13 protein-coding genes are annotated in these 12,831 nt (G+C 65.2%); 10 read left to right on the top strand and 3 right to left on the bottom strand.

Going from position 1 to position 12,831, the window contains the following annotated elements:
* Window positions 1-113 precede the first annotated feature (113 nt).
* From ccoN to Q0C42_RS20805, 5 genes are all read left to right on the top strand, one after another.
* Window positions 114-1,712: a cytochrome-c oxidase, cbb3-type subunit I gene (ccoN, locus tag Q0C42_RS20825; RefSeq protein ID WP_295080744.1), complete on the top strand. Its 1,599-nt coding sequence runs from the start codon at window positions 114-116 to the stop codon at window positions 1,710-1,712.
* 12 nt (window positions 1,713-1,724) lie between these two features.
* Entirely contained in the window at window positions 1,725-2,468 is a 744-nt protein-coding gene (gene ccoO, locus Q0C42_RS20820) for a cytochrome-c oxidase, cbb3-type subunit II (protein ID WP_295080742.1), read from the top strand.
* Window positions 2,469-2,480: 12 nt separating this feature from the next.
* The gene (locus Q0C42_RS20815; RefSeq protein ID WP_295080739.1) at window positions 2,481-2,672 is read left to right on the top strand and encodes a cbb3-type cytochrome c oxidase subunit 3; all 192 of its coding nucleotides are present in this window, start codon (window positions 2,481-2,483) and stop codon (window positions 2,670-2,672) included.
* A 4-nt stretch (window positions 2,673-2,676) separates the two neighbouring features.
* Window positions 2,677-3,552, top strand: a complete 876-nt coding sequence (gene ccoP / locus Q0C42_RS20810; protein ID WP_295080736.1) for a cytochrome-c oxidase, cbb3-type subunit III — start codon at window positions 2,677-2,679, stop codon at window positions 3,550-3,552.
* Between the two features lie 147 nt (window positions 3,553-3,699).
* Window positions 3,700-4,395 carry a DUF421 domain-containing protein gene (locus Q0C42_RS20805; protein WP_295080733.1) on the top strand — a complete coding sequence of 232 codons (696 nt, stop codon included), beginning with the start codon at window positions 3,700-3,702 and terminating at the stop codon, window positions 4,393-4,395.
* Between the two features lie 32 nt (window positions 4,396-4,427).
* Here the strand turns inward: Q0C42_RS20805 and Q0C42_RS20800 are convergent, their stop codons facing one another.
* On the bottom strand, window positions 4,428-5,114 hold the full coding sequence (locus Q0C42_RS20800) for a DUF2270 domain-containing protein (RefSeq protein ID WP_295080730.1): 687 nt from the start codon (window positions 5,112-5,114) through the stop codon (window positions 4,428-4,430).
* Window positions 5,115-5,400: 286 nt separating this feature from the next.
* Here Q0C42_RS20800 and Q0C42_RS20795 point away from each other — a divergent pair, with 286 nt between their 5' ends.
* The 5 genes from Q0C42_RS20795 to ccoS all read left to right on the top strand — a co-directional run bounded on the left by Q0C42_RS20795 (window position 5,401) and on the right by ccoS (window position 10,021).
* A complete protein-coding gene (locus Q0C42_RS20795; RefSeq protein WP_295080727.1) occupies window positions 5,401-5,622 on the top strand; it encodes a hypothetical protein in 222 nt (73 codons plus the stop codon).
* 142 nt (window positions 5,623-5,764) lie between these two features.
* Window positions 5,765-7,195, top strand: a complete 1,431-nt coding sequence (ccoG, locus tag Q0C42_RS20790; protein WP_295080724.1) for a cytochrome c oxidase accessory protein CcoG — start codon at window positions 5,765-5,767, stop codon at window positions 7,193-7,195.
* Window positions 7,188-7,640 carry a FixH family protein gene (locus tag Q0C42_RS20785; protein ID WP_295080721.1) on the top strand — a complete coding sequence of 151 codons (453 nt, stop codon included), beginning with the start codon at window positions 7,188-7,190 and terminating at the stop codon, window positions 7,638-7,640. Before ccoG ends, Q0C42_RS20785 begins: the two co-directional genes overlap by 8 nt.
* A 3-nt stretch (window positions 7,641-7,643) precedes the next feature.
* A complete protein-coding gene (locus Q0C42_RS20780; protein ID WP_295080719.1) occupies window positions 7,644-9,845 on the top strand; it encodes a heavy metal translocating P-type ATPase in 2,202 nt (733 codons plus the stop codon).
* Between the two features lie 17 nt (window positions 9,846-9,862).
* Window positions 9,863-10,021, top strand: coding sequence for a cbb3-type cytochrome oxidase assembly protein CcoS (gene ccoS / locus Q0C42_RS20775; RefSeq protein WP_295080716.1), 159 nt, complete (start codon window positions 9,863-9,865; stop codon window positions 10,019-10,021).
* 82 nt (window positions 10,022-10,103) lie between these two features.
* Here the strand turns inward: ccoS and Q0C42_RS20770 are convergent, their stop codons facing one another.
* A complete protein-coding gene (locus Q0C42_RS20770; RefSeq protein ID WP_295080713.1) occupies window positions 10,104-10,778 on the bottom strand; it encodes a fumarylacetoacetate hydrolase family protein in 675 nt (224 codons plus the stop codon).
* 2 nt (window positions 10,779-10,780) lie between these two features.
* Window positions 10,781-12,790, bottom strand: coding sequence for a serine hydrolase (locus Q0C42_RS21670; RefSeq protein WP_367115753.1), 2,010 nt, complete (start codon window positions 12,788-12,790; stop codon window positions 10,781-10,783).
* Window positions 12,791-12,831: the final 41 nt, after the last annotated feature.

The raw sequence follows: 12,831 nt of genomic DNA, 5'->3' as shown, positions 1-12,831 counted from the left end.
ATCAAGGCGACATCTCCCGCTGCACTGCAGAAGTCACCTTGCCGAAAAGTGCGTCCGAAGCCCGACTCGATCCGGGGGCAGTGCGCACGAGGACAGGACGAAGGGACGCAACCATGTGGGATTACCTAAAACTGGCAGGGCTAGGCCTCGTCGCGGTCTGCGCCGCGATCGCGGCCAACTACGCCCATGACCTGGCTTACCAGGTCAACGCGATCACCGTGATGCTTGCCGCGGGCATCGCCTTTCTGTGGGTGCTGCGGACGGCGGGCGATCCGAAGCCCAATGTGCAGCACGAATACTTTGACAGCGTGATCCGCGCCGGAGCCATTGCGACCGCCTTCTGGGGGGCCGTCGGCTTTCTGGTCGGGCTGGTCATCGCCAGCCAGCTGGCCTGGCCGCAGCTGAACTTCGAGTTCCTGCAGGGTTACGGCAACTTCGGCCGCCTGCGGCCCTTGCACACCAGCGCAGTGATCTTCGCCTTCGGCGGCAATGCGCTGATCATGTCGTCCTTCTACATCGTCCAGCGCACCAGCGCCGCACGCCTGTTCGGAGGCTCGCTCGGCTGGTTCGTCTTCTGGGGCTGGCAGCTGGTCATCGTCCTTGCGGCGACCGGCTATGTCCTTGGCGCCAGCCAGGGCAAGGAATACGCCGAGCCGGTCTGGTACGTCGACATCCTGATCACCGCCGTCTGGGTCGCCTTCCTGATCGCCTTCATGGGCACCCTCTTCAAGCGCAAGGAACCCCACATCTACGTGGCGAACTGGTTCCTCTTGTCGATGATCCTGACCGTGGCCATGCTTCACCTCGTGAACAACGCCGCGATCCCGGTGTCGATCTTCGGCTCGGCCCAGGTCCAGCTTTACTCTGGCGTGCAGGACGCGATGGTGCAGTGGTGGTACGGCCACAACGCCGTGGGCTTCTTCCTGACCGCGGGCTTTTTGGGGATGATGTACTACTTCGTCCCGAAACAGGCCGAACGCCCGGTCTTCAGCTACAAGCTGTCGATCATCCACTTCTGGGCGCTGATCTTCCTTTATATCTGGGCCGGTCCGCACCACCTGCACTATACCGCGCTGCCGGACTGGGCCTCGACCCTCGGCATGGTCTTCTCGGTAATCCTGTGGATGCCCTCCTGGGGCGGCATGATCAACGGCCTGATGACCCTGTCCGGAGCCTGGGACAAGCTGCGCACCGACCCGATCATCCGGATGATGGTCGTCTCCATCGGCTTTTACGGCATGTCGACCTTCGAAGGCCCGATGATGTCGATCAAGGCGGTGAACAGCCTCAGCCACTACACCGACTGGACCATCGGTCACGTCCATTCCGGCGCCTTGGGCTGGAACGGTATGATCACCTTCGGCGTCCTTTACTACCTGGTTCCGCGCCTGTGGAACCGCGAGGGGCTGTACTCCCTCAAACTGGTCTCATGGCACTTCTGGCTCGCGACGATCGGGATCGTCCTTTACGCCTCGGCCATGTGGGTCACGGGCATCATGGAAGGCCTGATGTGGCGTGAAGTCGACGCGAACGGCTTCCTCGTGAACGCCTTCGCCGACACGGTGGCCGCGAAGTTCCCGATGTACGTGGTGCGGGCTGCCGGTGGCGGGCTGTTCCTGGCGGGCGCTCTGATCATGTGCTGGAACCTCTGGATGACGGTGCGTGCGCAACCCGCACGGGTCACCCAGAACTCCGCCGTTCCGGCAGAATAAGGACACGCAAACATGGCTTTTCTTGACAAGCACAAGGTCATCGAGACCAACGCGACCCTGCTGATGATCCTCAGCCTCCTGGTCGTGACCATCGGCGGGATCGTCCAGATCGTGCCCCTGTTCTACCTGGAGAACACCATCGAGAAGGTGGAGGGGATGCGCCCCTACACCCCGCTGGAACTCGCCGGCCGCGACATCTACATCCGTGAGGGCTGCTATGGCTGCCACAGCCAGATGATCCGCCCGATGCGGGACGAGGTCGAACGCTACGGCCACTACTCGCTGGCAGCGGAATCGATGTACGACCGGCCGTTCCAGTGGGGATCGAAGCGCACCGGGCCGGACCTGGCCCGCGTCGGCGGTCGCTACTCGGACGAATGGCACCAGGACCACTTCACCAATGCGAAGTCCGTTGTGCCTGAATCGGTGATGCCGCCCTACGGCTTCCTTGCCAACAACATCATCGACGGGAAGTACATCCAGGATGTGGTCGCGACGCACCGGATGGCGGGCGTGCCTTATGATGATGCGATGGTGGAGAACGCGCTGGCCGACTTCACCGCGCAGGCAGACCCCTTGGGCGACGCCTCAGGGCTGGAGGAACGCTACGGCGAAGCCACCTTCGGCACCCCGATCAACGTGCGCAACTTCGACGGCCAGCCCGAACTGACCGAGATGGACGCGCTGATCGCCTACATGCAGGTCCTTGGCACGATGGTCGACTTCTCGACCTTCACTCCCGTGGCGAACCGGTAAGGAGACGCAAAGATGGAAACCTATTCCTTTCTCCGCCATCTGGCCGACAGCTGGTTCCTCCTGGCGATGACGCTGGGCTTCCTGGGGCTCTGCCTCTGGGCCTTCCGGCCCAGTGCGCGGGTGGCGCATCATGAAGTCGCCACCTCGATCTTCCGCAACGACGACCGTCCTGCGGACCCAACCCCTGCCAAGAAGGAGGGCTGAGGCCATGGCCAAGCCAGTAAAGAAAGAACCCCGGCAGGTGGAAACGACCGGCCACAGCTGGGACGGGATCGAGGAATACAACAACCCGCTGCCGCGCTGGTGGGTCTGGGTGTTCTACGCCACGATCGTCTGGGGCATCGGCTATACCATCGCCTACCCGGCCTGGCCATTGATCACCCAGGCAACCCCCGGTCTGCTCGGGGCCTCGACCCGGGCCGATGTCGCGGTGGAAATCGCGGCGGTGGACAAGGCCAATGCTGCGATCAAGGAAAAGCTGGTGGCAGCCGACCTGAACGGAATCGGTGCAGACCCTGAACTGGCCGGCTTTGCCGAACGGGCGGGCGCTGCGGTGTTCCGCACGAACTGCACGACCTGCCACGGATCGGGTGCTGCCGGGTTCGAAGGCAAGGGCTACCCGAACCTCCTGGACGACGACTGGCTCTGGGGCGGCACGATGGAGGATATCCATCTGACCATCACCCACGGCATCCGCAACACCACGGACGCCGACGCCCGTTATTCGGAAATGCCGAAGTTCGGCCTGGACGGCATCTTGGACGAAACCCAGATCGCCCAGGTCAGCGAGCATGTGCTGGCGATCTCGGGGCAGGATAATGATGCGGCGCTGGCGGCAGAAGGCGCGACCCTCTACGCCGAAAACTGCGCCGCCTGCCATCTGGAAGACGGTTCCGGCGACCGTGCGCAGGGCGCGCCCAAACTGACCGACGCGATCTGGCTCTACGGCGGATCGCGCGACAAGATCATCGAGACGGTGACCAAGGCCCGCTTCGGCGTCATGCCGAACTGGAACGAACGGCTGTCCGAAGACGAGATCCGCGCTGTGGCCTACTATGTCCACAGTCGCGGTGGCGGGGAATGATCCCTTTTCCCTTGTGACTGAAAAGGGGGTCTTCGGGTCCCCTTCTTTTTTTGTGGCACCCGCGTCGGGCGGCCATACGCCACTCGGGTGCGCGCCCGGAACCCGCTGTCCCGCCGGGCGTTGTGTGCGGTCCCTGCGGAGCACCAGATGGATCAGACCGTTCCCTTCGACCTCGAACGCATGCTGTGGGGGTCGGAACCCATCCTCTTCTACCTGGAAATCGCTTTCCGCACGCTGGTCATCTGGATTTGGACCGTCGTCCTTCTGCGCTGGGTTGGCGGTCGCAGCATTTCCCAGATGTCGGTCGTGGAATTCCTTCTGGTCATCGCATTGGGGTCGGCTGTGGGCGACGCCATGTTCTATCCGGACGTGCCCCTGATACATGCGATGCTGGTCATTCTGTTGGTTGTCCTGGCGGACAAGGCCATCGACATCGCCTTTCGCAAATGGAGCCGGGCCAAGCGCCTGGTCGACGGCACGCCGACCGAGGTTGTGCGCGAAGGACATATCCGTCAGCTGGGCCTCGATGAGCAGGGGGTCGGCGCAACCGAGGTGAAAGAGCTTCTGCGCCTGAAGGGTGTCCGCAACCTTGGGCAGGTGGAACTTGCGTTCATGGAGCCGTCCGGATCGTTATCCGTGTTCCCCTTCACCAGCCCCCGGCCGGGCCTGCCCATCGTTCCACCTCAGGAACTGGCCAAGCCCCCGGCACCCGACGCCGCATCCCTGACCTGTTGCGCAAACTGCGGCCTGATCCGCGACCGGTCGCAACGCATCTGCGTGGAGTGTCGCGGAACTGAACTGGCGGCCGCCCACCGGGAAGATTCCGGCGCACCCATCGGATAGGACTGCACCCTTCCCCCGGGTTCGCTTGCGTCTTACCCCATCGCGCTGCCGCGCAGCGCGCGATCCTTGGCGCGGCGGCGGTCCACGCCATTGACCCAGAGCACCAGTGCGATCCCGGCGCCAATGTAGATGGCCCCCGCGATCAGCACCATCTCGCCCGAAAGGGGGCCGATTTCTGCCCGGTTCACGAATTCCGAGAAGGACGGGACCGCCACGGGATGCACCACCAGCTTGCCCGCATAGGCCAGCGTCTGGATCAAAAGGATCCAGAGGTAGTTCGCCCGGACCCGGCGCGCGACGGCGATGGGCAGGCTGATATGGTACTTCGGGTTGCGGTAATCCTCGGCCAGGGACGCCCGCCATTCGGGTCCAACCTCCACCTCGCTGTCCGTCAGCATCGGCACGTAGAAGTGCCTCTCCATCCACCGCGCTCGGGCGCGCCAGACATTGAAGAACCGGTAGCGCCGGGCCTCCAGCGTCAGGAAGAGCAGGATCAGGACTCCGACCAGCAGCAGCGGCAGGGGCGAGGCATCGGGCGAGGAATAGGTCAGCGACAGCGCCACCCCCAGGGTGACCACCGCCCAGTTGGTCGTCGTGTCCAGCCGCGTGCGCCAGACGGTGCTCCGGTAGACCTCGCCCCGGTAAAGATGCGCAAGCGCCCCCAGTTCGGCGGCGGAAAGCGCCTCGTCCGGGCGTGGCTGGGTGATGCTCTCCTCCATCCCAGGTGCAACATCCAGGGAGGCGCGCGGTTCCGCGAACCCGGCTTATGCACGGTTTACCGGCTCTTTGGCCGGGTTGTGGTCTTGGTGAACTTGGTTCCGGTGCCTGTGTTCAAACCACGGAGACGAGCCTTTGTCCGCGTCGTTCCAAGCGGCTTATCAGGGCGTGAGCTTGAAGACACCGGCTTACGAGGCCTGCGTCCGCTTCTATGAAGGGTTTCTTGGTCTGCCAGTCTGGTGGGTCAAACCGGACATCTGATGTCTGAGGTTCGGGTCCGGCTATCTGATGGTGGAACGTCTGGACGTGGCCGCAAGCGCTGCGAAATCGGTGGCGCAGAACCCTACCGTGTTGCGGTTCCATGTCCCGGACACCGAAGCGGCATCCGCCCACCTTCATGCGCGGGGCGTCGCGGTACGGGTACAAAGCTTCGATTGGGGAACCATCGCCGCGTTCGTCGACCCCGACGGTAACCCCTGTGAGCTGGCCGAGGTCTGGCCAGAAGCCTGAGTCCCCGACGATCACGATCACGGGAGCGGGTGCTGCATCGCCGCATTCCCGGTGACAGCCCTTGCGGCTATTGATGCAGGTCAAGGTCCGCGACGCGCAAATGCCCGATTGCAAGACCAATACCTGCGCCCAAGGAGCCATCGTGGATACCCCCGATTCCCCGCCAAGCCTTTATGCCGCGCGCGAACCCGTGTTCCCGCGCCGGGTGAAGGGCACGTTTCGCACGCTCAAGTGGTGGATCATGGCGATCACCCTTGGCATCTACTACATTATCCCCTGGCTGCGCTGGGACCGTGGGCCGTCGCTGCCGGACCAAGCCGTGCTGGTGGACATCGCCAACCGCCGTTTCTTCTTCTTCATGATCGAGATCTGGCCGCACGAATTCTACTTCGTCGCGGGCCTTCTGATCATGGCGGGCCTCGGGCTCTTCCTCTTCACCTCCGCCGCCGGCCGCGTCTGGTGCGGCTATGCTTGCCCGCAGACCGTCTGGACCGACCTCTTCATCCTGGTCGAGCGCTGGATCGAGGGCGACCGCAATGCCCGCATCCGGCTCCACCGCCAAAGCTGGGACGGCGAGAAGATCCGCAAGACCGCGGTCAAATGGTCGGTCTGGTTCCTGATCGGGCTGGCCACCGGCGGCGCCTGGATCTTCTACTTCACCGACGCGCCGACCCTGCTCAAGGACCTCGTCACCGGCCAGGCCCACCCCATCGCCTACATCACCATGCTGATCCTCACGCTCACCACCTTCTTCTTCGGTGGCTTCGCGCGTGAGCAGATCTGCATCTACGCCTGCCCCTGGCCCCGCATCCAGGCCGCGATGGTGGATGAGGACACCCTCACCATCGCCTACCGCGACTGGCGGGGCGAGCCGCGCGGCAAGCAGGCGGTCGAGGGCAACGGCGACTGCATCGACTGCATGGCCTGCGTCAACGTCTGCCCGATGGGCATCGACATCCGCGACGGGCAGCAGATGGCCTGCATCACCTGCGGCCTTTGCATCGACGCCTGCAACGACGTCATGGACCGGATCGGCAAGCCGCGCGAGCTCATCGGCTACCTCGCCCTGACCGACGAAGTGCGCGAACGGGACGGCAAGACGCCGAAGTCGGTGTGGTCCCACGTCTTCCGCGTCCGCACCATGCTTTACACGGTTCTCTGGGCCGGGGTCGGCATCGGCCTCATAGTCGCGCTTTTCCTGCGCTCGCCCATCGACATGAACGTGACCCCGGTGCGCAATCCGACCTTCGTCACCCTTTCCGACGGCTCGGTCCGCAACGCCTACGACATCCGCCTGCGCAACATGCATGGGGAAGACGCCCAGTTCACCATCACCGTCACCTCCGAAGCCTTCGTCACCCTGGCGCTGGAAGGCCATGACGGCCTGACCGTGACGGTTCCTGCGAACGAAACCATGTCCCAGCGCGTCTACCTGACTGCCGCGCCCGGCACCCGTGCCGCCGTCGAGGACCGGACTGAGGTCCGCCTCTGGGTCGAAGAGTTGGGTACGACGAACCGGGTCCACCATGATACGATCTTCAATGGCAAGGAAAAGGAAGACGACGATGACTGAACTTACGGGCAAGCATGTCCTCGCCATCACCGTCTCGGCCTTCGCCGTGATCATCGGGGTGAACCTCACCCTCGCCTTCAAGGCCGTCAGCACCTTTCCGGGGCTCGAGGTCCAGAACTCCTACGTCGCCAGCCAGGGTTTCAACGACCGCAAGGCCGCGCAGGAAGCTTTGGGCTGGACCCTTGCGCCCAGCTACCTCGATGGTCGCGTCGATCTTGCCTTCACTGACCGCGACGGCGTGCCGGTGGCGGTCGAAGAGCTGGACGTGCTGATCGGGCGAACCACTTCGACCACAGATGACGCCCGGCCCCAGTTCATCCAGGCCGGCGATGTCTACACCTCGATTCTGGACCTCGGCCAGGGCAAGTGGATGGTGAAAGTCACTGCCCGCTCGCTTGACGGAACGCTCTTCGAACAGCGGTCCGAGCTATTCGTGCGGGGCTGACCGATGGCGCTTGCCGAAGACTTCGGTTCCACCCGAGGCCAGATTTCGGCCTGCCCGGCCTGCGTCGCGGTCCCCGCCGCCGAACGCATCGCCGCGCTGCGCGCCGACCGGGCCGGGCGGATCATCCTGTCGCTGCCGAATGCCGGCGGCGCGCAGTCGATCTCCACCGTCGAAGCTGCCATCCAGGCCGTCCCCGGCGTGATCTCGGCCCGCGTCAACCTGACCCAGAAGCGCGTCAGCGTCGAGGCGATGCCCTCGGTCACCGCGGCCATGCTGATCGACCTTCTTGCGATCCAGGGCCAGGAAGCGCACGAGTTGGACCCCGGCCTGCTCTCCTCTACCGAGACCGACCGTCAGGGGCGCGAGCTTCTGATGCGCCTTGGTGTCGCGTTCTTCTCGATGATGAACGTCATGCTTCTGTCGGTTGCCGTCTGGTCGGGGGCCGAGGATGCGACGCGCGACCTCTTCCACTGGATTTCCGGTGCCATTGCGCTGCCCACGGTGATCTTCGCCGGCCAGCCCTTCTTCAAATCCGCCTGGGCATCCCTGCGTCAGGGCAAGCTCGGGATGGATGTGCCGATCTCCCTCGCCCTGATCCTCGCCTCCTCGATCTCGGTCTACGAGACATGGATGTCCGGCCACCACGCCTATTTCGACGCCGCCGTGATGCTGGCCTTCTTCCTCCTCCTTGGTCGCTACCTTGACCACCGGACCCGCGCCGTCGCCCGTTCCGCCGCCGAGGAACTGGCCGCGCTGGAAGTTCCGCGCGCGATCCTGCTTATTGACGGGACCGAGATCGAAACCCCCATCGCCGAGATACACCCCGGCGATACCGTCCTTGTCCGCCCCGGCGCACGGATGCCGGTGGACGGCGTGGTGCTGCACGGTGCCTCCGAACTCGACCGCAGCCTTCTGACCGGCGAAAGCCTGCCCGTGCAGGCAGGACAAGGCACCGTTGTCAGCGCAGGCGAGGTCAACCTGACCGGCCCCCTGACCGTGCAGGTCACGGCAGCGGGGAAGGACTCCAGCCTGCACCGCATGGCCGACCTCGTAGCCGTCGCCGAAGGGGCCAAGACCCGCTACACCAGCCTCGCCGACCGCGCGGCCAGTCTCTACTCACCCTTGGTGCATATCCTGTCGTTCAGCGCCTTCGGCTACTGGATGTGGGCCACCGGGGGCGATCTCCGCTATGCGATCAACATTTCCGCCGCCGTCCTGATCATCACCTGCCCCTGTGCTTTGGGTCTGGCTGTCCCGGCGGTGATCACCTCCGCCTCCGGTCGCCTGTTCCGCAAGGGTCTTCTGATCAAGCACGGCACCGCACTGGAACGTCTGGCCGAGGTTGATACCGTCGTCTTCGACAAGACCGGCACCCTTACGTTGGGGATGCCGCATCCCGTCGCGCTGGCCGACCAATCGCAGGAAGCCGTCGCGGTTGCCGCGGCCCTTGCTGCCGGTTCCTCGCACCCGCTGGCCCGCGCCCTGGCCGAGGGTGCCAAGGCCGCAGGCATCGCCTGCGCGCAGGTAACCGACATCCGCGAAGTGCCGGGTCAGGGCATCGAAGGCCGGTTCCACGGCAACCGCGTTCGCCTCGGCCGTGCGGACTGGTGCGGCGCTGAGCCCGTTGCGGCAACGGCCACCTACCTCTCGCTGGGCAGTGCGACCCATGCCTTCCAGTTCACCGACCGCCTGCGCCCCGGCGCGGAACAGGCCGTGGCCGCGCTGAAAGCCGCCGGGATGCAGGTCGAGCTTCTGTCCGGCGATGCCCCGGCCCCGGTCCGCGATCTGGCCGACCGGCTGGGTATCACCAACTGGCAGGCGGGCGTTCTGCCGACCGAGAAAGCCGCGCGCGTGGCTGAACTGTCCGCGCAGGGCCGCAAGGTCCTAATGGTCGGCGACGGGCTGAACGATACCGCCGCCTTGGCCGCGGCCCATGTCTCGATCTCGCCCGCCTCCGCGCTGGACGCGGCACGGGTGGCCTCGGACATCGTGCTCTTGGGTCAGGACATCGCCCCCATCGCCGACGCGGTGCGGATCAGCCGTCAGGCAACCCGGCGGATGATCGAAAACTTCCTGATCTCCGGCGGCTACAACATCGTGGCCGTGCCCTTGGCGCTGGTCGGGCTGGCCACCCCGCTTGCCGCCGCCTTGGCGATGTCGCTGTCGTCGATTACCGTCTCGCTGAACGCCATGAGACTGAAATGACGGGGCGGCTTACGTAGATGGAAATCCTGGCAATCCTCATCCCGGTCTCGCTGTTTCTTGGCGGAATCGGGTTGGCGGCCTTCTTCTGGGCGATGCGCACCAAGCAGTTCGATGATCCGGAAGGGGACGCGAACCGCATCCTGACCAAGGACTGGGACGACAAGCCCAAGCCTTGACCGCAAGGTTAACGCCGCACTAACGCGGCCTCGCAACCTGTTGTTATTTCACACGTCGATTAGGGCGCCACGCGCGGGCGGCTCAGGCGATCGTCACGCTCGCCGACTGCAGCCCGTCGATCTCGACCTTGCAGGTATCGCCCCGATTCAGCGGGCCGACACCCGCCGGAGTCCCGGTAAAGATCAGGTCTCCCGGTGACAGGCTCACCATCTGGGACAGGGCCGCGATGATCGCCGCCGGTGACCAGACCATCTCGGACAGCGCCGCTTCCTGCCGCACCGCCCCGTTCACCGAACAGCGCAGCCGCGCCTCCGGTAGCATCCCCGGCCGGATCGCCCCCACGACTGCCGACTTGTCGAACCCCTTGGCCATGTCCCAGGGCCGCCGCGACGCCTTCGCCTCGGCCTGCAGGTCGCGCCGGGTCAGATCGTTGCCCGCAGCGTGTCCCCAGATCATCGCCTGGGCACCTTCCTCGGACACCATCGCCCCGCCCTTGCCGATCGCTACCACCAGCTCGCCCTCGTGATGGAGGTTCGTCGTGGCCGAAGGGTAGGGGATGCGACTGCCCGACTCGACCACCGCATCGGCGGGCTTCGTGAAGAAGAACGGCGGCTCCTTGTCGTCGGCCCCCATCTCCCGGGCATGCTCGGCATAGTTTCGGCCGACGCAGAAGATGCGGCGGACCGGGAAGCGTTCGGCGCGGCCGGTGACGGGCAGGGTCACGGTCGGCAGCGCGGGGAAAACCAGAGCGACCATGATCAGCCCCCCACGGTTTCGCAGGGGATCGCACGGGCCGACAGGCGGCGGCAGGCAAGCTCGGCCTGCTCCTCGGTCAGCCCCATGAAGCTGGCCCGCCAGGCCCCGTCCGACTGGGTCGTCTTGCGCAGGCCCTCGTTCAGTGTCGCGCTCTCCGCAAGGGCGGTCTTCAGAAGCGCCTTCTCGGCATCGTAGCGCGAGGGAAACTCGCCGACATTGACCCCGAAATGCCGTCCGCCAGAGGTCGACATCACCACGACCACTTCCGGATCCTTGGCGGCAACAGCCTCATCTTCCGCAACGACGGCGTCGAAGATCGGCGCCTGCCGCTTCGGTGCGGGAGCCACGAGCGAAGCCACGGCAAGTTCGTTGGCCAAGGGGGGCAGGGTTGCGTCGGAGGCGACGGATTCGACCCCGGTCACATCAGAGAGCAGCGGCGCTTCCTCTTCGACCAGGGCGAGTTCGGTGCCGGGGTCGGTCATAACCATCTCTGGGACGGGCGCGGGCGCAGCTTCGGCGACCAACACCTCTTCGACCGGCAAGAGAACCTCGGCGGGCAGCTCTGCTTCGGCCACCACGGTCTTGGCAACCTCTTGCGGCCGCGACTTCGGCTTCATGGCCGAAAGGGCCGGATCGCTTTCGGCTGTTGGAACTGCCTCAGGTTCGGGCAGGGCGGCGACCAGCGTCTCTGCCGGGGCAGCGCCGGATTTCAGCGCCGCGGCCTGGGCTTCCAGCGTACCCGGTGCAACCTCGGCCGGAGCAGCGGCAGCAAGCGCCACCTCGTCCTGGATTGGGGCCGCGGTCTGATCGACGGCGGGCACAGCTTCGGCCAGAAGGTCCTCGACTGCGGCTTCCGGCTCTTCGGCGGTGGCAAGCGCGGTTTCGGGTTCCACGGTGGCTGCACCCGGTGCCATCGCTTCGGCCTGGAATTCGAGCGTGCCTGCGGGGGCGGGCTCGGCAGTAGCTTCTGCCAGCGCGTCTTCGATGCTGGCATTCATCGCGACGACCACTTCATCCGGAACCGCCGGGATCGAAGGCCGGGCTTTTGGTCGCGGCGACACCTTCACCTCGCCCGAGACGCGGACGATCTTGCCTGCACCGCCCTCGGCGTCGATCTCGTCGATGCCGGTCTCCAACGAGGCGACCAGTGCATCTTCGACCGCAGCAGCGACGGGAGGCTGTTCGGTTACGTTGTTCGGAGCCTTGCCGAAGCCGATATCCATCAGCTCTTTCATCTTGGCATTGCGGTTTGCGGTCGAGGTGCCGCCGAATACCGTCGCGATCACGTGCTTCTTGCCGCGATGCGCCGAGGCCGTCAGGTTGAAGCCCGCAGCGACCGTGTAGCCGGTCTTGATCCCGTCCGCGCCTTCATAGGCGTCCAGGAAGCGGGTGTTGGTGTTCGACACCTGCGCGACCCCGGCGTCGGCCGTGCGGCGCGAGAAGATGTGGTAGTACTGGGGGAAGTCGTAGAACAGGTGCCGACCCAGGACGTTCATGTCCCGTGCGGTCGACAGGTGGCCGTCGGCGGTCAGGCCGTTGGCGTTCTTGAAGGTGGTGTTGTGCATCCCCAACTGACGCGCGGTGCGGGTCATTCGCTTGGCGAAGCCTGCCGCGTCGCCGCCGATGTGGTCGCCAAGCGCCGAGGCCGCATCGTTGGCCGACTTGATCGCGGCCGCTCGGATCAGGTAGCGGACGGCGATCTTCTGGCCCGGCTTCAGCCCGAGCCGCGACGGCGGCTGCGAGGCCGCATATTTCGTGACGGTGACCTTGCTGTCCAGCGTCAGACGGCCGGCCTGGATCTCCTGGAAGGTGATGTAAAGTGTCATCATCTTCGTCAGCGATGCAGGATGCAGCCGCGTGTCCGCGTTCTTTTCATACAGCACCTCGCCGGTTCGCCCGTCCATGACGATGGCCGCGAAGGGGGCGGCCTGCAATGGAGACGTCACCACGATCGTGCTGACGACAAATGCCAAGAAAATAGCGTGATAGATCCGCCCGAGAAGCGATGCCACGTCGCCCACCCTTTGCCTGCTGGCCCGGATTTTCCGGTGCC

This window comes from Tabrizicola sp. (assembly GCF_022842145.1).
In the GTDB taxonomy this organism is placed as follows: domain Bacteria; phylum Pseudomonadota; class Alphaproteobacteria; order Rhodobacterales; family Rhodobacteraceae; genus Tabrizicola.
The sequence above is the reverse complement of the archived record's forward strand: the minus strand, read 5'-3'. Positions and strand labels throughout refer to the sequence as shown.

Bases quoted from the DNA above. Each gene is read 5' to 3' on its own strand.
- ccoO (WP_295080742.1), top strand. From the start codon at position 1,725: ATGGCTTTTCTTGACAAGCACAAGGTCATCGAGACCAACGCGACCCTG.
- Q0C42_RS20770 (WP_295080713.1), bottom strand. From the start codon at position 10,778: ATGGTCGCTCTGGTTTTCCCCGCGCTGCCGACCGTGACCCTGCCCGTC.
- ccoP (WP_295080736.1), top strand. From the start codon at position 2,677: ATGGCCAAGCCAGTAAAGAAAGAACCCCGGCAGGTGGAAACGACCGGC.
- Q0C42_RS20800 (WP_295080730.1), bottom strand. From the start codon at position 5,114: ATGGAGGAGAGCATCACCCAGCCACGCCCGGACGAGGCGCTTTCCGCC.
- Q0C42_RS20815 (WP_295080739.1), top strand. From the start codon at position 2,481: ATGGAAACCTATTCCTTTCTCCGCCATCTGGCCGACAGCTGGTTCCTC.
- Q0C42_RS20785 (WP_295080721.1), top strand. From the start codon at position 7,188: ATGACTGAACTTACGGGCAAGCATGTCCTCGCCATCACCGTCTCGGCC.
- Q0C42_RS20795 (WP_295080727.1), top strand. From the start codon at position 5,401: ATGGTGGAACGTCTGGACGTGGCCGCAAGCGCTGCGAAATCGGTGGCG.
- ccoN (WP_295080744.1), top strand. From the start codon at position 114: ATGTGGGATTACCTAAAACTGGCAGGGCTAGGCCTCGTCGCGGTCTGC.
- Q0C42_RS20805 (WP_295080733.1), top strand. From the start codon at position 3,700: ATGGATCAGACCGTTCCCTTCGACCTCGAACGCATGCTGTGGGGGTCG.
- ccoS (WP_295080716.1), top strand. From the start codon at position 9,863: ATGGAAATCCTGGCAATCCTCATCCCGGTCTCGCTGTTTCTTGGCGGA.
- Q0C42_RS20780 (WP_295080719.1), top strand. From the start codon at position 7,644: ATGGCGCTTGCCGAAGACTTCGGTTCCACCCGAGGCCAGATTTCGGCC.